Raw genomic sequence first — 23,936 nt, forward strand, 5'->3', positions numbered from 1 at the left:
AAATAAGTACTTATAAAACAATAAAAAGATGAAAATTCAAAATAAAATATTATTAATCACCGGCGGCACCGGCTCATTTGGCACTGCAGTCCTCAACCGCTTTCTACATACCGATCACTTTAAAGAAATCCGTATTTTTTCGCGGGATGAAAAAAAGCAGGACGACATGCGGAACCTTTACAAAAACGATAAGATCAAATATTATATCGGTGATGTCAGAGATTACGCAAGTGTAGAACCCGCCACCAGAGGCGTTGATTACGTATTTCATGCTGCTGCCTTAAAACAGGTGCCTTCCTGTGAATTTTTCCCAATGCAGGCGGTAAAAACCAATGTCGAGGGAACGCATAATGTCATCCGTGCCGCTGCAGCCAACAAAGTGCAGAAGGTAATCTGCCTCTCCACCGATAAAGCAGCCTACCCGATCAATGCCATGGGAATTTCAAAAGCCATGATGGAGAAAGTCGCCGTAGCGGAGTCCAGAAATCTGACCGAAACCGTTGTTTGTTTAACGCGTTACGGGAACGTGATGGCATCGCGCGGGTCGGTCATTCCGCTTTTTTTAAATCAAATTCAGAAAGGAGAAGAAATTACCATCACCGATCCTAACATGTCCCGCTTTTTCATGTCTTTAGATGATGCCGTAGATCTGGTGTTATTCGCTTTTGAAAACGCCAATGCCGGTGATCTGTTTGTCAATAAGGCACCTGCCGGAACAATTGGCGATCTGGCAAAAGCACTCATGGAACTTTCAGGAAAAGAAACGCCCATCAAAGTAATCGGTACCAGACATGGCGAGAAACTCTACGAAACGCTCTGTACCAGAGAAGAAATGCTGAAGGCCGAAGATATGGGTGATTTCTACCGGATTCCGTCCGATAACAGAGATCTGAATTATGCGAAGTTTTTCTCTGAAGGCGAACAGGATATTTCGGTGATTGAAGATTACCATTCCCATAATACCCACCAACAGGGCGTAGAAGGATTAAAAACGTTAATATCGACCCTACCCTTAATCCGCAAAGAAATTTTCGGCGAAGAGGTGACCAATCCTTATTAATGATATTGATGGAACCTCGTTTAATCAAAGGCAGCTGCCACCAGGATCATCGGGGAACAATTTGTTTTAACAATGAGTTCAATGCGTTAGGCATCAAAAGAATGTACACCATTCAAAATGCCGAGACTCATTTCGTCAGAGCCTGGCAGGGTCACCAAACGGAACAGCGATGGTTTTCTGCAGTGGCCGGTTCTTTTATCATCAAACTGATCAAAATAGATTCCTGGGAAAATCCGGCAAAAGATCTGCCTCTTGTAGAATTGGTGTTAAAATCAGAAAGTCTGGATGTCCTGCATGTTCCAGCCGGTTATATAAGTTCAATCCAGTCACTTGAAGCAGATTCGAAATTACTCGTTTTTGCAGATTACATTTTAGGTGAAATTGCGGATGAATACCGCTTCCCAGCCGATTATTTTAATTAAAACACTTCATGAAAAAAATAGGAATTACCGGACAGAACGGTTTCGTAGGATCGCATCTTTATAATACTTTGGGCTTGCAGCCTGAAGAATATGAAAGAATCGATTTTAAAAAAGAATATTTTGAACAGCCAAATCAGTTAGATGAATTCGTAAAGAAATGCGATGTCATTGTGCATCTTGCGGCGATGAACCGTCATCCTGATCCGGAAGTGATTTACTTCCAAAATATAGAATTAGTGAAGCAGTTGGTGGCCTCCTTAAAAAGAACCGGTTCCAAAGCGCACCTTTTATTTTCCTCTTCTTCACAGGAAGAAAGGGATAATCTCTACGGAAAATCCAAAAAAGAAGGCCGCTCGCTCCTGGCGGACTGGGCCAAAGAAAATGGCGGCACCTTTACCGGAATGGTCATTCCCAATGTTTTCGGCCCTTTCGGAAAACCAAATTACAATTCCTTTATCGCGACCTTCTGCCACCAGCTCACCCATGGTGAAAATCCGGTGGTGGACGTTGACGGCGAAGTGAAATTGATTTATGTGGGCGAACTGGTTCAGGAAATCATCAATCAGATTCAGACCGCCGAAAACAAAGAGCACTACCCTGTTCCTTTTACCATTTCGATGAAGGTCTCTGAAGTTTTGGCAAAACTGGAGCATTACAAAAAACTGTATTTTGATCATGGGGAAATCCCGGAATTGGTCACCAATTTTGATTATCAGTTGTTTAATACGTTCCGGTGTTATTTCGATATCGCCAGTCATTACCCGGTAAAATTTAAGCAGAATATCGATGCCAGAGGTGCCTTTGTGGAAGTTATCCGCTTAGGAATTGGCGGCCAGTGTTCTTATTCGACCACCGTTCCCGGAATTACAAGAGGCAATCATTTTCATACCCGGAAAATAGAAAGGTTTGCGGTGATCAAAGGCAAAGCACTTATTCAGCTGAGAAAAATAGATACAGACGAAGTTCTAGATTTTTATCTGGATGGAGATGAGCCCGCATATGTGGATATGCCGGTTTGGTACACCCACAATGTCAAAAATATTGGGGATGAAGAACTCTTGACCATCTTTTGGATTAATGAGCCTTATAATCCGGAGGATGCGGATACGTATTTTGAAAATGTGTAAAGCAAAATCAATATCTAATTTTAAAGATAAAATGAAAGACAGATTAAAAGTAATGACGGTTGTTGGTACCCGTCCCGAGATTATTCGATTATCAAGAGTGATGGCAGCTCTGGACGCTTCAGAAGCAGTTGAACATATCATTGTGCATACCGGACAAAATTATGATTATGAATTAAACCAGATATTTTTCGATGATTTGAGTATTAGAAAACCTGATTTTTTCCTGAATGCAGCTCGAGCGACAGCTACCGAAACAATAGGCCAGATATTGATTAACATTGATCCATTACTGGAGAGTGAAAAACCAGATGCTTTTTTAGTTTTAGGAGATACAAATTCTTGTTTATGTGCCATTCCTGCCAAAAAAAGACAAATCCCGATTTTCCACATGGAAGCGGGAAACCGCTGTTTCGATCAGAAAGTTCCTGAAGAAACCAATAGAAAGATTGTAGATCACGTATCGGATATTAATTTGACCTACAGTGATATTGCTCGGGAATATTTGTTAAGAGAGGGTTTACCTGCCGATCGGATTATTAAAACGGGTTCTCCAATGTTTGAGGTTTTGAACCATTATCTTCCTTCAATTGAATCTTCCGATGTTTTGGAACGTCTTGAATTAGAAGAAGGAAAGTTTTTTGTAGTCTCTGCACATAGAGAAGAAAATATCAACAGCGATAAAAATTTTAAAGGCCTCATGGAAAGCCTCAATCTGATTGCAGAAAAATATGATTATCCCATTATTGTGAGTACGCATCCACGCACCCGAAATATGATTGATAAAAAAAACATAACGATGCACGAAAAAGTTCAGTTTTTGAAACCACTAGGATTCAATGATTACAATGCGTTGCAGATGAAATCTTATGCTGTTTTATCGGATTCAGGAACAATTTCTGAAGAGTCATCCATTCTGAATTTCAGAGCATTAAACATCAGAGATGCACATGAACGGCCAGAAGCAATGGAAGAAGCATCTGTAATGATGGTGGGATTACATCCAGAACGAATTATGCAGGGATTAGTACAGCTGCACAATCAAAAAGTAGGAAAAGAAAGAAATTTTAGGTCTGTTGCTGATTATTCTATGCCTAATGTCTCTGAGAAAATGGTACGTATAATTTTGAGTTATACGGATTATGTGAAACGTACGGTATGGGGCATTCAAAACTAAAACACTATGAAAGTTCTTCAAATTAATACTGTCAGTGGATACGGCAGTACGGGTCGTATTGTTGTAGACTTAACCAAGGAAATGGTTAAGCAGGGAAACGAGGCTTTCATATCCTATGGACAAAAAGACTCTAAATACAAAAACAGTTTCAGGATAGGTACATTTTTAGAAAATAAATGTCATAATATTCTTTCCCGGATTTTTGACAGACAAGGTTTTTATACCAGTAGAGGAACAAATAAATTAATTAAATATATTAATGAAATAAATCCCGATATTGTACATTTACACAACCTTCATGGCAATTATATTAATATAAATATCCTTTTTAAGTTTTTATCACAATCAGAAATACCGGTCATTTGGACACTGCATGACTGCTGGCCTTTTACTGGTCATTGCGCTTATTTTGATTACGTTGATTGTAACAAATGGATAAAAGGATGTTATGAATGCCCTTTATCTAAATCATATCCTCCAAGTATTATTCTGGACAATTCAAAATCAAACTACAATATAAAAAAGAAAATATTCAACGGACTAAGTAACATGACCATTGTAACTCCATCGGAGTGGCTTGCCGGATTGGTTAAACAATCCTTTTTATCAAAGTATGATGTCACGGTAATAAACAACGGAATTGATACCAATACATTTGATATAAAAGACGTTAACGCATTAAAAATCAAACTGAGACTTGAAAATAAAATTGTGCTCCTGGGAGTTTCAGCGGAAGGATTTGAGAGTAGAAAAGGGTTGAAATATTTTATAGAACTGGCAAAATCGCTTACCAGCTCATATCAGTTAATTTTAATTGGAGCAACTAAAAATGATTGTAAGCAATTACCCAACAATGTAATTGCAATAAGCCGTACAAATAATGCAAAACAGTTGGCAGAATATTACTCCCTTGCAGATATTTTTTTAAATCCCACCTTGGAAGATAATTTTCCGACCACCAATCTGGAAGCATTGGCTTGTGGCACTCCTGTGATTACATTTAATACCGGCGGTAGCCCGGAAGTGGTTGATGAAACGACTGGAATTGTTGTTGACAAAATGGACAGTAAAGGGCTTTTAAACGCCATCTTACTCATGAACAGACAATTTAAAAAAACAAATAGCTTAAATTGCCGAAAAAAAGCGGTTGAATATTACGATAAAAAACGAATGTATAAAAAGTACCTCGAATTATATCATTTGAAAACAGAAGTAAAATGTTAGCATATATCTTTATTATATTTTTTATGGTTTTTCTGCGCGTTTTTGTATTCAACAGCTGGCAAATGAGGGACAAGGAAAAGCTGATGTTTACGATATTAGCGCTTATTCCTATAACTGTCATTTCTGGATTTAGAAACGAAAAAATAGGTCCGGATACCGAGAATTATAAATCAATGTTTCAAGATATTGCAGATGGTAATTATGATGATAGAATTGAACCAGGATATATATACTTTAATAAATTATTACAGTTTTTCACTTCCGATTCTCAGTGGCTTTTTATTATTGTGGCGGTATTTTTGTCAGTTTCTATCGGTACTTTTGTATATAAAAATGCCAGAGACCCCTTTTTGGCTATTTTGTTTTTTGTTACCCTGGGACTTTTCCAGTTTTCACTAAGTGGGATAAGGCAAACCATAGCAGTAGCAATCACGCTTCTGTCCATGGAACTGATCAAAAAACGGAAATTATTCTGGTTTTTGGGTCTGATATTTTTAGCCTCTATGTTTCACAAATCTGCTTTGTTTTTTATCCCCGCCTATTTTATTGCTCATAGAAATGTAACGGTGAAAAATGTCATTATTTATTTCTTCGGGTTTACAGCAATATATTTTTCAGCCGAGTTTTTCCTGTTAAAAGCAGCGGATATTCTCGAATTGAATTATGGCGTTGAAGAAACGAATAATGGAGGCGTATTTTTTTCAATAGTCTTACTTATTACTGTTTTAGGATTTAGGAATAGGAAACGAATTGTTGCTGTTCATAGTAATAGTAATAAAGGCATCAAAAGTTCGAATATTATATTTATCAATTTGAATTTTATCAGCCTCTTGCTATGGGCGATCCGTTTAGTCAGCCGGACTGCCGAAAGGCTTACCTTTTATTATATGCCATCCACATATCTGCTTCTCGAAGAATACGTAAGTTCGATAAAAACCAAAAAAAACCGACTTAATGCTTATATTATAATTACTGTAATGGCTGTGACTTTGTTTATATACCGGATTAAGAGTGATAGCAGTCTAGTGCCATATAGCTTTTTTTAACTGAGAACGTTTAAAATGTTCTTTTTAAAAATTGCTGGAATCCATATACATTTATGATTATTATATTGAAATATTAGAATTGAAAAAAATGAACAATCCTAAAATAAAAATCCTTTTTCTTATTAATACACTCACTGGTGGAGGAGCAGAAAAAGTTCTGGTTGATTTGGTCAATAATTTAAATCCTGAAAAATATGATGTTACAGTTCAAACTGTTTTCGACAAAGGCGTAAATAAGAAATATTTAAAACCGGAAATAAGATACAAAACAATTAACAGATTTCAAAGCGAGTTGCTAACTCTCATATGGGGTTATCTTGTTAGTTTTGTATTACCAGCAAGGTTGATTTACAGAATTTTTATTAAGGAAAATTATGATTATGAAGTTGCTTTTTTAGAAGGTGTTCCAACTAAATTAATTGCCGCGTCAACAAATATTAATTCTAAAAAGTATGCTTGGGTGCATACCGATATGTCAATGAATTATGGTCTTGAAAAAGTATTTAAGACATTAGAGGATCATAAGCGAAGTTATAAACAGTTTGAAAATATTTTTTGTGTTTCTGAATCCGTAAAAGAAGGTTTCATAAAATTATTCGGATGGTTTGAGAATTTGAGTGTTATCTATAATCCGGTAGATAATATTAACATATTATCTAAGGCAAATGAAACTCTTATTGAAGTTGCCATTCCGGATTGTATTAAATTCGTTGCAATTGGCAGACTAACTGAACAAAAAGGATTTGAAAGGCTATTGACGGCCTGTAATAAATTGGTTGTTGAAAAGTACAATTTTTCATTATGGGTACTTGGTGAAGGAGAGCAACGAGAAGTATTAGAAAAGTATATTTTAAATAATAACTTACAAAATCATGTGTTTCTTCTAGGATTTCATGAAAATCCATACAAATTTATTAAAGCAGCTAATTATTTTGTTTCCTCTTCATATACGGAGGGTTTTAGTACTGTTGTAACTGAATCTGTAATTATAGGTACACCGGTAATAACAACTGATTGCGCAGGAATGAAAGAAATTCTGGGCGAATCTGAATTTGGCTTAATTGTTCCAAATTCAACAGAAGGGTTATATGAAGGGTTAAAAAAACTTTTAACCAATAAAGAAATATATTTGAAATATAATGAAGCTGTGAAAAAAAGAAAGGATTACTTTCAGTTATCACAGCGAATGAAAGAAATAGAAACAGAATTTAAATAATTATGGACAAACTACCATACTTAGTAGACGTACCAGTTTTACTTGTATTTTTTGTGCGCCCCGATACATTGCAGCAAGTTTTTGATCAAATCAAAAAAGCACGTCCAAGTAAATTATATTTGTGCCAGGATGGACCACGCTCAAATCGGTCGGATGATATTGAAAATATAAATAAATGCAGGAAAATAGTTGAAAATATTGATTGGGAGTGTGAAGTTCATAAAGATTTTGCAGAAGTGAATTATGGCTGTGATCCAAATATTTATAGAGCTATTAATTGGATTTTTCAAAGTGAAGAACGGATGATATTTCTTGAAGATGATTCAGTACCAGCCTTAAGTTATTTTGCATTTTGTAAACAAATGCTTGACAAGTATAATGATGATAAACGCATTTCAATAATATCTTCATTTAATCTTGCTGAAAAATGGAATGTTCCATCAGATTACTTCTTTACCCAAGCAGCAACTTTGTCCGGTTGCTGGGGTACATGGAGAAGAGTGTGGGAAGAAAGAGATGAAACCCTAGGTTTTACTGATGATGAATATTTCAAGAAATTATTCCACGGGTTTTACAATCAAGGACATTTGGCTTACAAAGATTTTAGTGACTTTAAACTAAGAAATAGAGAGTTTAAAGAACAAGATAAAATAACTTCTTTTGAAGTACTTATTGGATCGGCAAGATTACTTAATTCTAGTCTGGCCGTTATGCCATCTAAAAATATGAATTGTAATATCGGCATGACAAGTAATGCAACTCATGGTACAGCCAATCTAAGCCATTTAAATCGAAAACTGCAAAAAATATTTTATATGAAAGTATATGAAGTGCCTGAAAACTTAAATCATCCCAGATATATGATCCCGGATATGGCTTATTCGAAAAAAGTTGCTGACATAATAGGGGCAAAACGATATATTTCAACTTTAAGAAAAATTGAAATGAAACTGCGACGTTTAATTTTTAAATAATTTAATAGTAATGATTTCTAATACATCTGAATATTTATACTATCTTGAATGTGACAAAGTTGCATTAAGTATGGAGTCTAAACGTCCCCGATATAAACACGATATTATATGGACATTCCAACGACTTTTAAGAAAATGTGAATATTTTGAAAATACCAAAAAAAGTTTTTTCTTAACCTTGATAAATAAGTATCACAAATATAGATATGTTTCCATGAGCCAGAAACTTGGATTTTCGATTGGGTTTAATACTTTTGGGCCTGGATTGTCTATAGCCCATTATGGAAGTTTGGTTGTTCATAGCAATGCTAAAATAGGTGTAAATTGCAGAATTCATGAAAATGTTACCATTGGTGCTAGTGGAGGCTCAAATAAAGCTCCAATTATAGGTGATAATGTATTTATTGCATCTGGAGCTAAGATTATCGGTGATATCACTATAGCCGATGGTGTTTGCATTGGGGCTAATGCGGTGGTGGTGAAAGACATCCTGGAGCCTAACGTTACTGTTGGTGGAATACCTGCACGTAAAATAAGTAATAATAATTCCGATAAATACTTAATTAAAGCAACTGAAATAGTAAAACGCAATGAGTAAACAAAAAGAAATTCTTAAACCTCACTACCATACACTGCAAAGAGCTGGAAAGAATGAATTTACCTAAAATAACGATAATTGTTGCAGTTTATAATACCGAAAAATACCTGCATAAATGCATCGAAAGTATTATAAATCAAACTCACCAAAACCTGGAAATATTTCTGGTTGATGATGGCTCTACAGATGCAAGTTCAGCTATTTGCGATGATTATGCTAAAGCTGACAAACGTATAAAGGTATTGCACAAAACTAACGGGGGACAAGGTAGTGCGCGTAATTTAGCATTAGAAGCAGCAACAGGCGAATGGATAGGGTTTGTAGATTCGGATGATTGGATAGATGTAGATATGTATGAATTTTTATTATCCAAAGCCTTAGCAGAAAATGCCGATATTGCGGAATGCGGATGGAAAAAAGTGAATGTTGATGGAAGTGTTGAATTCACAACGCCTCCTAAAAAAACAATTATAGATAGAGAAAAAGCCATGCATGGGTTGGTATATGGCGGTGTTGAAGGCGTAAACACGAGTGTTTGTAATAAAATCTTCAGAAGATCTTGTATTGCCAATATTAGGTTTCCGCAAGTTAGGGCTTATGAAGATGACGAGTTCATTCATAAAGTGATCTGGAATGCTCGAAACATCTCGATAAACGGTGAAGCAAAATATAATTATCTATCACGCCCCGAAAGCACCATGACTGCCGGATTTAATTTAAACAAACTGGCATTAATCACAGTACAGGAAAATATATGTGAGTTTTTAAAAGAAAATGCAACTCAATATTTTTATAAAGCACAGAAAACACTATGTTCAAAGCAATTTTATATAATTGCTTGTTTATTGAACAATCCGGAGTTAGATGATCATAAATCAATAGCTTTTCAAATTGAACAAGATGTAATGGCGTCTTACAAGTCTTATATGAAGAATCCAATAATGGGAAATAATAAGTTTGTTCTTCGATTGTTTACATTTGCGCCTTCAATTGGAAGAGCTCTTTTAATATATAAATTTTAAATTATTCTAAAAATGAAAAAATATTTTCTACATAGTAATGGAGATGCGAAAAATCACGGTTGTGAAGCAATTATTCGCGGCACTGCTAACATTCTTGATTTGAATGAATTAAATGCTGATTATATATCTTATGATTCTCCAAATGAATTACAATATGGGTTAGATAAAATAATTAAAATAATTTCCTGCTCAAGAGATTTGCCTAAAAACAAATCAATTGATTATTATTTTACCAGATTTATTGAGAAATTTAGTCCTGATTATTATAGCAGAAGAGTGGTTGGATGCACGATTCGGAAAATAGAAAATCATTCAATTGCTATAGCTCTAGGAGGGGATAACTATTGTTATGCCCAATCTTATAAGTATTTGGCTTATATAAATAAGTCAATAAAAAAGAAAGGAATGAAATCTGTTTTATGGGGTGTATCAATTGAACCAGATATCTTAAAACTTCCTGATGTGCAAAATGATATGCAGCGCTACGATATGATATTTGCGAGGGAATCAATAACCTACGATGCTTTAATAGAAGCAGGAATAACTAAAAATGTATTTTTGTCGCCTGATCCTGCATTCGCTTTGGAAACTATTAAATTACCGCTCCCTGATGGATTTGTTGAAAATAATACAATTGGAATAAATGTAAGTCCATTAATTCAGTCTTACGAAAAAGGGGATAATATTACATTGAAGAATTATTTTTCGTTAGTTCAGCATATCATTGATAACACTGACTTTCAAATTGCATTGATCCCGCATGTTGTTTGGAGTTATAATAATGATTTAGAAACTTTAAATGAAATTTATCAAAAATTCAATACTACTGGACGGGTAGTTGTTATTGGAGATCATAATTGTATGGAGTTGAAAGGATTTATTGCAAGATGTCGTATGTTTATTGGAGCCAGAACTCATGCCACAATAGCTGCTTATTCTTCTATGGTGCCCACTTTAGTTGTTGGGTATTCCGTTAAAGCTCGTGGAATTGCTAAAGATATTTTTGGTTCTCACGAAAATTACGTAATTCCGGTGCAATCTTTACAAGAAGAAACCGATTTGACTAATGCTTTTATCTGGATGCAAAAAAATGAACCATCTATCAAGATGCATCTAAATTCCTTTATACCTGATTATAAAAAAAAGGTATGGGAAGCAGGAAAAGCAGTAAATCAACTAACATAAAATAAATAGCTAAAACAATGAATTCCTTTAGCAAATTAAAAAAAAGCATTCTTTTTATATTACCCACCTACGACCCGTTAAATAACATGCGAGGGCTCAGTGTAAGAAAAGTTGCTAAGCAATTAACTATTAACAATGTTAATGTTCAATGCATAACGTTTAAAGAAAATTCTGCATCACTTAGCTATGAGTTAAATGAAGGAGTTAAAATTCACCGAGTTAATCAAAGATTTTTAGTGCGTTTGATTAATGATAGTAGTAATAGTCTTGAAGGATTAAAATTTAAAACTGGTATTTTTTTATCTAGAATACAAGGTTTAATTATGGCTCCATTTTGGCCTTTACTCTCCATTTTCGAAATTTTCAGATTGTATAATACAGCAGAACAAAAACATCTAAAAGAAAATTTCAGCTGCGTTATTGGCTGTTACAAAAGAGTTGAAACGCTACTCGCTGCTCTTTTCCTTAAAAAAAAGTATCCCGAAATAAAATTTATAGCGTATACGTTGGATTGCATGTCTCGCAGTTTAGTTCCTAAAATATTAAATACTAACATTGCTTTACATTCAGTCAAGCGTTGGGAGAGATTTATTTTTTCAAAGGCAGATTATATCTGTATTATGCAATCTCATCAAAATCATTATAAGCAAGAGGAATATAAAAGATTTGAGAGTAAGTTTGTAATAATGGATATACCATTATTCGAATTAAACGATACAAATCCTAATGTTGATTTGAATAAAAAAGGAGAGAAAATTAATTTGGTTTTTACAGGGTCAATGTCTGAAAGTACTGCAGACCCAAGTTATTTTATCAAAATATTGGAAAGTGTTGACGATATGGTATTTGAATTTAATATCTACGGAGGGACGTCTTCTGTAACGATTTCTAATAATATTAAAAACTCGTATTTATATGGCAAAAAGATATTTTGGCATGGAGTTGTGTCTCCCGAAAAGGCGGCTCAAAAACAAAAGGAAGCAGATATACTTATAAGCTTTGGAAATGATAACGAATGTATGATTCCATCCAAAATATTCGAATATATAGCACTAAAAAAGCATGTAATGCATTTTTATAAATCTCTTACTGATTCTGCATTACCCTATTTTGAAAAATACGGGAATGCCACTTTAATACAAGAAGAACAAAAAATAAGCAGTGATGTTTCTCAAAAAGTAATGGATTTACTAATGAATATTCCTGATGTTAAAATTGATAATGATTTGCTTTTAGAAAAGTTCTATAACAATACCGCGGAACCCATGGCAGATTTTATAATTAGTTTATTAAAAAAATGATTTTCTATAAAAATCAAAAGAATTAGTAGTTGTGGAAAACATAAAAAGTAAAGTCCTTTCAGGCCTGTTCTGGCAATACCTTCAGCGTTTTAGTACGCAGGGTATTCAGCTTTTAATATCAATCATATTAGCCCGTCTTTTATTGCCTAAAGATTTTGGGGTGATAGCGTTGATAGGAGTATTTATCACTATGTCAAGTGTATTAATTGATAGTGGTTTTTCAAATGCGTTGATACAAAAGAAGGAGGCTGATAATAAGGATTTCAGTTCGGTATTTATATTGAATTTGGTATTGTCATTATTTCTGTATTCTGTCCTATTCTTTATTGCACCGTGGGTTGCTCAGTTTTATGAGGAACCTTTGTTGACGCCCGTACTGAGAGTTATTGGTTTGACCATTGTACTGAACGCACTCACCATCATACAGACGGTAGTGCTATCGCGGGAAATGCAATTTCGTAAAAGTTTCAATATTAATGTCGTCAGTACCATTATTTCTGGTTTCATTGGCATTGGTATGGCTTATAGTGGATATGGAGTATGGAGTTTAGTTTTCTCTCAACTTACTGCCAGGATTGTCAGCACTGGGTTGCTCTGGTATTATATTCGCTGGAAACCTGCGCTTATTTTTTCTTTAAACAGAATAAAAATCCTGTTTCATTATGGTTCGAAAATATTATTAGGGGCGCTTTTTAACACCCTGTATAATAATGTATATGCCATCGTAATAGGCAAGCAATACAATAGTACCGTTTTGGGCTATTATAACCGAGGTGCATTAATGCCCACTCTGGTGGTTGACAGCATATCCAATAGTTTGGGTGCAGTAATGTTTCCGGCGCTTTCGGCTCATCAGAATGATAAACCTGCCATAAAGCGCATGGTAAAGCGTATGCTGCAAAATAGTGCGGCCATCGTGTTTTTTTTAATGGCAGTACTTATTGTGATTGCGGAACCTCTAGTAAGTATTCTGCTTACCGATAAATGGCTGCCCGCTGTGCCCTATCTGCAGCTGGTAAGTATAACGGTTGCTTTTTATCCGCTGATTGCCATCAATGCTTCAGCCATTACCAGTGTCGGAAAAAGCGGCAAGTATCTTCAGGTTACAATGATAAGTAAACTGCTGTCATTGGCACTTATCGTAGCGGCGATTCCATTTGGGGTATACACTATGGTTGTTGCCGGTGCTGTAGCTTCTTTTGTTTCTACTTTTGTAAGTGCCTGGCCAAGCAAAGCTGCCATAGGATATTCTGCATTTGAACAATGGAAAGATGTGTTGCCTATTTTTATTTTGGCAATAGTATCTGGTTTAGCAGCCTGGCCGGTAAGTTATTTGGGATTAAATCACTGGGTTACACTGTTTGCACAAAGTGCAATTACATCACTGATCTATTTCACGGGGGCTTATTTATTAAAGTTACAATTGCTGATTGATTTGCAGCAATTAATCAAACAGAGAAGATAGTTTATTATTGTAGTATGAAGTTAAAAGTCCTTTTAGTTTCCCGCAATGCCTGGGATAACAAAGCCGGAAATACCTATAGTAATTTTTTCCAGGAATTTAAACCGGGTCAGTTGGCTCAGGTATATTGCCGTGATGAGTTACCAGACAACGAGTTGTGCGAAAATTACTTTTGTATATCCGAAAACAAACTGATAAAATCGCTTTTCAGTAAGCAAAATGTGGGTGCTGTTTTAAAAAAAAATGAAGCCGCTGAAAACATTGAATTGCAAAAAGCTGCAGAAAGCGGCAACAAATTGTATGGGTTCTTTCGCAATCACCGTTTTACCCTACTGCTATGGCTTCGGGAATTAATATGGCTTTCCGAAAATTGGAAAAGTGAAGAACTGGATAAATTTATCAGGGAATTTAATCCGGATGTTATTTATACTGATGCTCATGATACATTCTATACGTACAGGGTGCTGCATTATGTCCGGAAAGTGGCCAATGCACCCTATGTAATGTTTCATGCTGATGACCACCTCACTTACCGTAAATTTTCTTTAAGCCCGCTGTTCTGGATCAATCGTTTTATGCTGCGCCAATATGTTAAGAAAGCCATCAAACAAGCCGCAATTAATTATTGTATTATTGATGAACAGCGTACCATTTACAACAGAATTGTACCCAATGCCTATAAAATATTGAATAAATGTGCCGACTTTAGTGGCGACTATAAAGAAGAGGAAATTCATAAACCGGTAAAAATGATTTATGCCGGTAATTTGCATCTTGGCCGCTGGAAGACTTTGCAAAAACTTGCAGAAGCAATAAAAGTGATCAATAAGGACAGTAGTAAAATTCACCTGGATATCTACACCGGAAAGTCGGTAACCGAGGCAAAACTAAATAAGATAAAAATTGACAGTGCAATTACGCTACACGATTTTATTCCTTACGAACAATTAATTGAAATTCAAAAAAAATCCGACATTCTGTTACATGTAGAATCGTTTGATCTTAAAGAAAAATTACTAACCTTTCTTTCGTTCTCCACCAAAATTGTCGATTTCTTTGAAATGGGTAAATGCATACTGGCCATTGGCTGGAAAGAGTCGGCACCTATAAAATATCTTCTGGAAAAGGATGCAGCCGTAATCGTTTCAGAATATGATGATATATTGAATAAATTAAATTCATTTGTTGAAAATCCAGAAATTATTCGAGAATACAGCAGAAAATCATACAACTGTGGCAAAGCATTTCATTCCAAAGAAAAAATGTTGGGAATGTTCAAAAACGATTTAATAAAAATAGCAGAAACAAAACCGGATGAAAATTAAAGAATATTATCTATTATGAGAATTTTACATGTTATAAATATCTATTTCTCACTATCTTATTTAGGCAATCAGTTTAAATATTTTTCAGGAAAAGGCTATAAGCAATTTCTCATTTGCAGTCCTTCTAAAGAACTTGAAAAATACAGCAAAGAACAGAATATTGAGTCTCTTCAGTTAAAAATAAATAGAAGTATCTCAATATTTCAGGACTTATATGCTGTAATTAGAACATGTATCTACATAAGAAAAAACAAAATAGATATCATAGTTGGCCACACTCCCAAAGGAGCATTAATTGCGATGCTTTCTGGATTTATAATGAGAGTACCAAAACGGACTTATTACCGTCATGGCCGTGTTTACGAAACGATGACGGGAGTAAAAAGAAAATTGATGATTTTGATAGAAAATCTTACCTCCTTTTGTGCTACTGATATTGTAGTGGTAAGTAATTACCTTTATCAAAAAGGTATAGATGATCAATTGAATTCAGTAGAAAAACAAATAGTATTGGGTAAAGGCACGTGTGGAGGTATTGATACGGTTGAAAAATTCAATCCACTTTCAATTGACTTCAACGAATCTCGAAAATACATGAATAAATATGGTTTAGAATCTACGGATTTTGTGATTGGTTTTTGTGGCCGTATGGTTAAGGATAAAGGCATCATTGAATTTGTTGAAGCATTTAATATCTTACAGAAAAAATATCCGGAAAGAAAAATAAAACTGCTTTTAGTTGGCGATTATGAAGAAAGAGATGCATTGCCACAATCTACCATTAATGAAATAAAAAATAATCACGATATCATACGTACTGGGTTCATTTTTGATAAAATTGAATACTTCTATTCACTGATGGATCTTTTTGTGTTGCCTTCCTATAGAGAAGGATTTGGAATGGCACTGATAGAAGCATCTGCCATGGGTATTCCTGTCCTTGGCACTGATCACACCGGATGTATGGATGCGCTGATCAATAATAAAACGGGTTATTATATAAACAATTCAGTAAAAGGTATTGTAGAAGGTGTTGATAAAATTTTAAATCACCCTGATCCCAAACTTTTAGGAGAAAATGGCAGACAGTTTGTAACTGCAAATTTTGAAAATTTAAAACTTTGGTCCGAAATTGAGACAAAATTATATCTGTGATGCCAATGTTGTTATCTAAAAAGTAGGGAGTAAAAGCAAATAGATTTTTAAAAACAACCCGGTATTGTAACTTGAACGCCAATCTCTTTTGATGGTTTATTAACCAATTTGAGACAATTTATTGCAGCATACCAAAACAGGCAACTTAGATCATCAAAACGTTTGATTATCCATCTGGCAAAATTGCGAGAAAGGTGGTTTCCAATTCAAAACTTTAAACTAAATTAAGGATCAACTATCTACCCAACGATGTTAAAAAAGGACTTCAAATAACCATCAAAAGTTTTCAAAAATAATGGAATACCCAATCGTACTTATTGCTCTACTTCTCTGCATTCAGCTTTATTTCGCCATCGCGAAAAAATACAACATCGTCGACAAACCCAATGAACGAAGTTCCCACACCCGCATTACCCTGCGCGGTGGCGGGATGATTTTTCCCATTGCCTACCTGCTTTTTATGGGCTATGAAGTGCTGTTCAACCACTATGCATTTTACCTGGATAATGCGCCCATTCCTAATTTCTGGCTCTTCGGTCTGGGACTCTTATTGATCTGTGCCGTCAGCTTTATTGATGACATCATCGATCTGTCGAGTAAAATCCGGCTGATCTTCCATTTCATTTCGGTCACCTTACTGCTTTATTTTTTAAATGCATTCAAATTACTCCCTTTTTGGGCTATTCCAATGTGTTATATCCTCATCATCGGCATCCTCAATGCCTATAATTTCATGGATGGGATTAACGGGATATCAGGACTTTACAGTGTCGTATTGCTGGGTTCCCTATGGTTTGTCAATCAATATCTGGTAGAATTTGTTACACCGGATTTCATCATTTATCCCATTATGGCGGCGGTCGTTTTTCTCTATTTCAATTTCCGGAAAAGAGCCAGATGCTTTCTCGGAGACATTGGGAGCATGGGCATCGCATTTTGGATCCTGGCGCTGCTCGGCTTATTGATCATTAAAACCGGTGAATTGAAATACCTGCTTTTTCTTACCGTGTATGGTATTGATGTGATTTCAACCATTGCAGAACGGCTAAGACTGAAAGAAGACATTTTCAAACCCCACCGCAGACATCTGTACCAGCTTTTTGCCAATGAACAGCAGGTCGATCACCGGCTCATCAGTTTTGCCTACGCACTTTTACAGGTCGTCATCTGCGGCATCATCATCAAAGAAGACCGTTTGGGCCTGTGGTTATTTCCGCTCATAGCACTGCCATTGATGGTGTTATACCTTATATTGAAATACCGATTAAAAAACACCTCCACCATGTAAATATTTATTCCCTAAATTAAATTACAGTTTAATGCAGGCTGGCATCTTTCAGACAGTATCACATAAAAGAGTTAATGGATAGTAATAAAATATCTTTATTCTGCCCTTTACCAGGTAAAATCAAAGATTCAACGTCGGAAACCTTTACCCTTTCTTTCTTATTGTTTTAAAGGAATTGGTGATTACGACGACCTTAAAAAAGTGAGAAAAACAGTCCATTTGTAACTGAAATCTGGGTTTCTTTCGCGATGAAATTAAAAATTTTCATGATGATGAAGAAGGCCATTGATGCATCAAAAAATTAAAATAATTTGTCTAAGGGCGAGTTTTGAAAAAATGCGGTACGGCTAAAAACACTTTTCTAATAACAAATAAAATGAATCAACCCGTTATCGATCTCCATTGCGATCTCCTCTCCTATTTAACCCAGCCGGATTCGCACCTTTACAATACCGAAGATATCGGTTGCGCCATTCCTTACTTAAAAAAAGGAAATGTGAAATTACAGGTTATGGCCCTCTTTGCAGCAGTTGAAGAAAAGAGCCATCAGTTTGGTTTAAAGCAAAGTGAAATTTTCCGGGATTTAAATACCCAGGAAAATGAATTATACCGTTTTGAAAAAAAGCATCTGGGCAATTTCACCACCGCCGAAAAAATTGGAATGATTGCCGCAGTTGAAAGTGGCTCCGCATTTTGCGATGAAAATATCACGTTGAAACAGGGATTTGAAAATCTGGAAAAAATCATCGCAAATGTTGGAAACCTCCTTTACATCAGTTTTACGCACCACGCAGAAAACAGGTTTGGCGGTGGAAACTGCTCCGCAGCGGGTTTAAAAAATGACGGAAAAGCAATGATCGATTACCTGCATAACAGAAACATTGCCATCGATTTTTCGCATACTGGTGATGCTTTGGCGTATGACATCCTCAATTATATTTCTAAAGAAAACATCAGTGTTCCCATCATAGCAAGTCACTCCAACTACCGTCCGGTTTTTGACCATCCGCGGAATCTGCCGGATGAGGTAGCCCAAGAAATCATTCACCGGAAAGGATTGATTGGTCTCAACTTCGTGCGCGCTTTCGTGAATCCGGAAAAAGCACACCGTTTAAATGACCATCTGGCACACGGAATTGAACTGGGCGGCGAAAATGCAGTCTGTTACGGCGCCGATTATTTTTACACCAAAAGGCATCCGGATCAGTCGAGGATTCCGTTTTATTTTGCGGAGCACGGAAATGCGGCTCGTTATCCGGAAATCAACACAGCCTTTGAAAAGCAGTTTGGCGCCTGGCAGACCGGTAAAATAAGCAGCCAGAATGCGCTGGATTTTATTAAACGTCTTTGGAAATAGGTGATGCGATGATTTGAGGATGGAACAGGAGATTCAAAAAATGTAAAATCTTAAAATAAAACAATGGCTCAGAAATTAAAAGATAATGACGAAAAATATTTACGCAGATGTCTGGAGCTTTCCAGCGAAGCCGTAACAGCAGGAGATGAAGCCTTCGGGTCCGTTTTAGTAAATAAAAACGGAGAAATTATTGCCGAAGCCCGGAACCGGGTAAATGAAAAAACCGTTCTAGCACATCCTGAAATTGAGCTGGCATACTGGGCTGCAGAGCATTTATCGGATGAAGAAAGAGCAAAAACAACCCTGTACACCACAGGAGAACACTGTCCCATGTGTTCTGCCGCGCACGGATGGGTGGGCTTGGGTCCTTTGGTATATTTGAGTTCCGCAAAGCAACTCGGTGAATGGCAGAAGCAGTATAATTTTCCGGCTGCACCTGTTAATTTTTTACCGGCAGAAGATATCATTAAAAATACAGAAGTTCGCGGTCCGGCCATAGGTCAATTATTAGAAGAGATCAAAATGCTGCATCAGAAAGTCTGGGCCAAAAAATAAAATCGCTGCATCCTCCATTTTTATACCGCAGTTTACCCAATGCAGCCTAATGGAGATGAATATCTTCTGGTTGCTGAACTGTCATTTCTGCCACCAGCCTGTGGGTTGGCTTCTACCTATCTAAGGATAATGGCATAAAAATGAAGGCTGGGGAATCCGGATATAAGAAAAAAATACGAAAACACCGGTAAATTTTAGCCACCTCAACACTTCAACTTCACTTATCGAAAAGGGTTATGGGTATCATTTAATCGTTGTTAGAGCAAAAAATAATGAGTTTTAGGAACACGCTATCAGATTAGGATTTTTCAATCGCCGATCTAAATATATTAGCAATACCTTAAAATATAAAACGCATTAACTTATTTTTAACAAGGATATGGCACTAATATTGGTTAAAACACAGTACAACAAATTAAAAAATTATAGTATGAAAAAATTAGTTTTAGCCATAATTTTCTTTGGTGGCCTGACCGCAGCTCAAGCGCAGCAGACCACACCAAAAGAAAAAGATGAAGTAAAAAAGACCACCACCATTCCGCAGGAAATTCATAATATTGTGGATCCAAAACACCCTGAACACAGCGGTTACAAGGTTAAGAAAAAAACCAGAAAAGGCAATAAATATGTAAAGAGAGTGAACACCGAAAATAAAACCGCCACTATCAAAACTAAAAAAGCCGGTGAAATGGAAAAAAACGTAAAAACAGTTCCGATTAAATAAATTCAGAATTGTTTTGAAATAAAAAAGGTGCAGATCTAAAATCTGCACCTTTTTTTTTATAGGGGTTTTACCTGTTCCAAAAACCATGATTTAATTTCGCCTTCCAAATCATTTTCTAATTTTTCCCTGCACCAGTCATGGTATGTGTTGAGCCAGTTTCTTTCGGGATCAGTTAATAATTCCGTGGCAATCACGTTTTTGTCGAACGGACAGATGGTTAAGGTTTCAAATTCGTAGAACGTCCCGAAATCTGTGGTTTCCACTTCTTTTACAGCGATGAGGTTTTCATGCCGGATTCCGTAATGGTAATCATAGTAGTAGCCGGGTTCATTCGACAAAACCATTCCCGGAATCAGTTCCTGCGGGTTCATGTCTTTCCGGATATTTTGCGGACCTTCGTGAACATTCATAAAGCTGCCTACGCCATGTCCGGTTCCGTGGTTGTAATCTTTCCCTTCCTGCCAAAGCGCCATCCTCGCAAAAGCATCAAGCTGTACGCCACGGGTTCCTTTCGGAAATTTCACCATCGAAAGCTGGATCAATCCTTTTAACGCCAAAGTACAATTGTGCCTGAATTCATCCGAAGCGGTTCCCAGGGCGAAAGTCCGGGTGATATCAGTGGTTCCTTCCAGATACTGGCCGCCTGAATCCACGAGAATCGTAGCCTCATTCGTAACTGCTTTGCTGCCTTCTCTTTTTGCAGAATAGTGCATGATCGCACCGTTTTCTTTGTAACCCACGATACTGCCGAAACTTTCACCAACGAAGTTTTTCCCTTCCGCCCGGAATCCTCTCAGTTTTTCACCGATTGAATATTCAGTCATCGGTTCTTTTCCGGCTTGGTGAGTCAGCCAGTAAAGGAATTTCACCATCGCTACTCCATCTCTCTGCATCACAGTTCTGAAACCCTGGAGTTCGGTTTCATTTTTAATTGCTTTCATTAAATTTCCAGGAACGGGTGCTTTAATAAAAGTATTGTTGTTTTTTAAAGCTTCGAAAATCAGTTGATTGCTGTTGGGCGAAACCAGGATCTGTTCGTCGCTGATATTTTTCAAATCGTTGTAAAACTCTTCATAAGGAAGCATCTTCACACAGGCATCATCCAACTGCTTTCTGGATTCCACCTCTAATTTTTCTAAATCAACGTAAAGTTTTGCTTCATTTTTCGTCAGAATAATATATCCCAAAAAGACCGGATTGGATTCTACATCGCTTCCTCTTAAATTTAAAGTCCAGGCCACATCATCTAAACTGGAAATCACGTGCACCGAAGCGCCCAGTTCCTGCATCTTATTACGGATGTCGACCAATTTGTCGGTGACCGATTTTCCGGCTCTTTCAACGGGCTGTACAAAAATGGGATTCTTTTTAGCGTCCGGATTTCTGTTGGTCCAAATGTCTTTCAGCAAAGGCAAATCCACCAGTTTATTTCCTTTTGCGGCTAATTTTTCAGAAAGCAGTTCCCAGTTTGCATGAGAAGTTGCGATGGCATTGACGGCAACAGTTCCGTTTTCCGGGATCTCAGAATTAATCCAGTCGATATAATTTGGCGTGCCTTCCATTCCTTCTTTGAAAAGCTCAATTCCGGAACCTTGTAATTCTATGGGCGCCTGTACAAAATATCTTCCGTCGGTCCATAAACCGGCTTTACTGTGGGTAATAACCACGAAGCCCGCTGATCCGGTGAAGCCCGAAAGCCAGCTTCTTTCCTGCCATTCCGCTGGTAAATATTCACTCATGTGAGGATCCGCAGAATAGATAATAAAAGCATCGATATTATTTTCTGACATTTTTTGGCGAAGGGCCACTATTTTTTCTGATGAGGTCATAAGATCTAAATTTGACGTGAATTTACAAAGAATTTAAGGGTCTGGAAAAAGAAGGGTCTTAAAATTTTAATAAAAATTGATTTTATTCAAAATTTAACCTCGTGAAAGGTACCACTTCATCTCAATTGGATGTTATTTCTAATATATCGGTGCCTAATCTCTGGAATTTAAAGTAGTTCATTAGTGATTCAATTTTAAAGATTAGCGCTCAATATTTGAGTTTTATCAAAATACAAATGGCACTGATTTTTTTCACAGATAATACTATTTTTTGTAAAATTCATTTTCTTTACAGCTATAAAAACACCCTTCATTTTGGCCCCGATTGGAACGGTCTTGTTTTAAGACGGGAAAAAGCGGGACTGATTTTCCGGAGAAAAAATAAGTCTGGTGCTCCTGAAAATTATTTTTCTAACCAAAAAAAAAGTATACCGGAAATGAATCCGGTATACTTTAATGAATCTGTTTGAAAGATCTTATTTTTTAGCCGCTTTCATGGCAGCTTCTTTTGCTTTAAATTCCTGATGTTTCGTTTCGTTTTTAGTGGATAAATATAATCCTTTCAATAAACTTACGGCATCTAAATTTTCGGGATCGGTCTGATACCATTTTTCTGCATAAGGTAAAGTTGCTGCCAGCCTCACTCTTCTTGCTTCGATGATTTTGTTGGCTTCTTCAATTTTTCCTGCTTTCCGCGCTGTGTTATAATCATCTACTGATTTGGCATCGTCACCCATCGTTAAGTAGGTAAGATTTTGCCAGGCCTGTGCAAAGTTCGGATTGATTTCTACTGCTTTTTTATAAGACGCAGCGGCATCTGCCTGAGCGGCAGGGTCTTTACTTTGAAGAACTCCTAAATTATACCAGCTGGTCGCGTCATTGGGATTCTTCGCCAATTGCGCTTTTAAACTTGCTACAAATTCATTGGTTTTTCCTGACTTAAAATAAGCAGTTCCCTGAAGTTCAGATAATTTAGAACTCATCGGGAATTTTTTCAGTCCTTTTTCAATTAACGATAATGCCTGTTCTGATTGATCGGTATCGATAAGCAAGGCTGCGGTCGTTTCGTACAGTTCCTGCTCTAAACTTTTAGAAGTTTCGGTTTTAAAATCAGAATAATCTCCTGTGGCTCCTATCTTTTTATACAGTTCCCAAGTTGTTTTTTCCAGATTTTCAACTTCATTGCTTTTTTTATTTTTTGCAGTGTAAGTGGTTTCAACTCCCGTGAATCCGGAATTAATCAACTCCATATAAACCTCAGTGGCTTCTTTTTTCTTGTCTGCCAACGCGTAAGTGAGCCCTGAATAATACAGGTATTTTTTGTTGTCCTGTCCGGCAGCTTTCAGTAAGTCATACACCTCCTGAAATTTTGGTGCGGCTTCAGCATATTTTTTTGCATTATAAGCTTCTAAAGCTGCTTTATTTGCGGATTCCACAACGGGATTGATCGACCCTGCCAGTTTATTGGTTAAAGTGGGACTGTAAGTCTCTTCCTTCAAACCCTGAACGCCTGATTCATCAGCCGCTGTTTTCCCCACATAATAAACTTTGTTTTTCGAGGAGTCTTTTCCGACATAGATTTTATTTTTGGACAAATCATTAATTTTTGCCAAATAAGAAGCTCCCTGCGCAGTCTTTCCTGCTTTTAAAAGCGACAGTCCTTTAGCATAATAATACTGTTCCAAAACAGCCGGCTCCAGAAGATAGGTTTTATTCCCCATAGCGCTTTCCGCCTGTGCGAGCTGCGCATTGGTGGTAGCGACATCTCCGGCGTCGATAGCTTTAACCGCAGCTGCGATTTCCTTTTTTTGTCCAAATGCGAATGCAACGGTTAGCATTGCTGCGCTTAAAAATATTTTTTTCATTTTATTTTAATTAAAAATTTGGTTGAT

Annotated in this window: 21 protein-coding genes; 19 read left to right on the forward strand and 2 right to left on the reverse strand. The window is 36.5% G+C overall.

The window, feature by feature from the left end:
• Nucleotides 1-28: 28 nt before the first annotated feature.
• The 19 genes from NBC122_RS14090 to NBC122_RS14180 all read left to right on the forward strand — a co-directional run bounded on the left by NBC122_RS14090 (nucleotide 29) and on the right by NBC122_RS14180 (nucleotide 20,215).
• The gene (locus NBC122_RS14090) at nucleotides 29-1,060 is read left to right on the forward strand and encodes a polysaccharide biosynthesis protein (protein ID WP_133440980.1); all 1,032 of its coding nucleotides are present in this window, start codon (nucleotides 29-31) and stop codon (nucleotides 1,058-1,060) included.
• 8 nt (nucleotides 1,061-1,068) lie between these two features.
• Nucleotides 1,069-1,482, forward strand: coding sequence for a WxcM-like domain-containing protein (locus NBC122_RS14095; protein ID WP_246012399.1), 414 nt, complete (start codon nucleotides 1,069-1,071; stop codon nucleotides 1,480-1,482).
• 8 nt (nucleotides 1,483-1,490) lie between these two features.
• Nucleotides 1,491-2,609 (forward strand): polysaccharide biosynthesis C-terminal domain-containing protein, encoded by a 1,119-nt coding sequence (locus NBC122_RS14100; RefSeq protein ID WP_133440981.1) that lies wholly within the window; start codon nucleotides 1,491-1,493, stop codon nucleotides 2,607-2,609.
• Nucleotides 2,610-2,640: 31 nt separating this feature from the next.
• Entirely contained in the window at nucleotides 2,641-3,783 is a 1,143-nt protein-coding gene (gene wecB, locus NBC122_RS14105; RefSeq protein WP_133440982.1) for a non-hydrolyzing UDP-N-acetylglucosamine 2-epimerase, read from the forward strand.
• Between the two features lie 6 nt (nucleotides 3,784-3,789).
• Nucleotides 3,790-5,007: a glycosyltransferase gene (locus tag NBC122_RS14110; protein WP_133440983.1), complete on the forward strand. Its 1,218-nt coding sequence runs from the start codon at nucleotides 3,790-3,792 to the stop codon at nucleotides 5,005-5,007.
• Nucleotides 5,001-6,053: an EpsG family protein gene (locus NBC122_RS14115; protein WP_133440984.1), complete on the forward strand. Its 1,053-nt coding sequence runs from the start codon at nucleotides 5,001-5,003 to the stop codon at nucleotides 6,051-6,053. The genes NBC122_RS14110 and NBC122_RS14115 overlap by 7 nt, the downstream gene beginning before the upstream one ends.
• Nucleotides 6,054-6,141: 88 nt before the next feature.
• Nucleotides 6,142-7,269, forward strand: a complete 1,128-nt coding sequence (locus NBC122_RS14120; protein ID WP_133440985.1) for a glycosyltransferase — start codon at nucleotides 6,142-6,144, stop codon at nucleotides 7,267-7,269.
• A 2-nt stretch (nucleotides 7,270-7,271) separates the two neighbouring features.
• Complete coding sequence (locus NBC122_RS14125; protein ID WP_133440986.1) at nucleotides 7,272-8,243, forward strand: glycosyltransferase family protein; 972 nt, start codon at nucleotides 7,272-7,274, stop codon at nucleotides 8,241-8,243.
• A gap of 10 nt (nucleotides 8,244-8,253) precedes the next feature.
• Entirely contained in the window at nucleotides 8,254-8,841 is a 588-nt protein-coding gene (locus tag NBC122_RS14130) for a serine O-acetyltransferase (protein WP_133440987.1), read from the forward strand.
• Between the two features lie 53 nt (nucleotides 8,842-8,894).
• On the forward strand, nucleotides 8,895-9,863 hold the full coding sequence (locus NBC122_RS14135) for a glycosyltransferase family 2 protein (RefSeq protein ID WP_133440988.1): 969 nt from the start codon (nucleotides 8,895-8,897) through the stop codon (nucleotides 9,861-9,863).
• Between the two features lie 12 nt (nucleotides 9,864-9,875).
• Entirely contained in the window at nucleotides 9,876-11,048 is a 1,173-nt protein-coding gene (locus NBC122_RS14140; RefSeq protein WP_133440989.1) for a polysaccharide pyruvyl transferase family protein, read from the forward strand.
• Between the two features lie 17 nt (nucleotides 11,049-11,065).
• Complete coding sequence (locus NBC122_RS14145) at nucleotides 11,066-12,349, forward strand: glycosyltransferase family protein (RefSeq protein WP_133440990.1); 1,284 nt, start codon at nucleotides 11,066-11,068, stop codon at nucleotides 12,347-12,349.
• A gap of 31 nt (nucleotides 12,350-12,380) precedes the next feature.
• Entirely contained in the window at nucleotides 12,381-13,814 is a 1,434-nt protein-coding gene (locus NBC122_RS14150) for a lipopolysaccharide biosynthesis protein (RefSeq protein ID WP_133440991.1), read from the forward strand.
• 14 nt (nucleotides 13,815-13,828) lie between these two features.
• Nucleotides 13,829-15,136: a glycosyltransferase family protein gene (locus NBC122_RS14155; RefSeq protein WP_133440992.1), complete on the forward strand. Its 1,308-nt coding sequence runs from the start codon at nucleotides 13,829-13,831 to the stop codon at nucleotides 15,134-15,136.
• A 15-nt stretch (nucleotides 15,137-15,151) separates the two neighbouring features.
• Nucleotides 15,152-16,291: a glycosyltransferase family 4 protein gene (locus tag NBC122_RS14160; RefSeq protein WP_133440993.1), complete on the forward strand. Its 1,140-nt coding sequence runs from the start codon at nucleotides 15,152-15,154 to the stop codon at nucleotides 16,289-16,291.
• A gap of 295 nt (nucleotides 16,292-16,586) precedes the next feature.
• Nucleotides 16,587-17,579 (forward strand): MraY family glycosyltransferase, encoded by a 993-nt coding sequence (locus NBC122_RS14165; protein ID WP_133440994.1) that lies wholly within the window; start codon nucleotides 16,587-16,589, stop codon nucleotides 17,577-17,579.
• Between the two features lie 376 nt (nucleotides 17,580-17,955).
• Nucleotides 17,956-18,936, forward strand: a complete 981-nt coding sequence (locus NBC122_RS14170) for a dipeptidase (protein WP_133440995.1) — start codon at nucleotides 17,956-17,958, stop codon at nucleotides 18,934-18,936.
• A gap of 63 nt (nucleotides 18,937-18,999) precedes the next feature.
• Nucleotides 19,000-19,491 (forward strand): nucleoside deaminase, encoded by a 492-nt coding sequence (locus tag NBC122_RS14175; protein ID WP_133440996.1) that lies wholly within the window; start codon nucleotides 19,000-19,002, stop codon nucleotides 19,489-19,491.
• A 430-nt stretch (nucleotides 19,492-19,921) separates the two neighbouring features.
• The gene (locus tag NBC122_RS14180; RefSeq protein ID WP_133440997.1) at nucleotides 19,922-20,215 is read left to right on the forward strand and encodes a hypothetical protein; all 294 of its coding nucleotides are present in this window, start codon (nucleotides 19,922-19,924) and stop codon (nucleotides 20,213-20,215) included.
• A gap of 56 nt (nucleotides 20,216-20,271) precedes the next feature.
• On the opposite strand, the gene NBC122_RS14185 is transcribed toward NBC122_RS14180, so the two are convergent.
• Nucleotides 20,272-22,044: an aminopeptidase P family protein gene (locus tag NBC122_RS14185; RefSeq protein WP_133440998.1), complete on the reverse strand. Its 1,773-nt coding sequence runs from the start codon at nucleotides 22,042-22,044 to the stop codon at nucleotides 20,272-20,274.
• Nucleotides 22,045-22,520: 476 nt separating this feature from the next.
• A complete protein-coding gene (locus tag NBC122_RS14190; RefSeq protein WP_133440999.1) occupies nucleotides 22,521-23,909 on the reverse strand; it encodes a hypothetical protein in 1,389 nt (462 codons plus the stop codon).
• Between the last annotated feature and the right edge of the window lie 27 nt (nucleotides 23,910-23,936).

The organism is Chryseobacterium salivictor (genome assembly GCF_004359195.1).
Lineage (GTDB): Bacteria > Bacteroidota > Bacteroidia > Flavobacteriales > Weeksellaceae > Kaistella > Kaistella salivictor.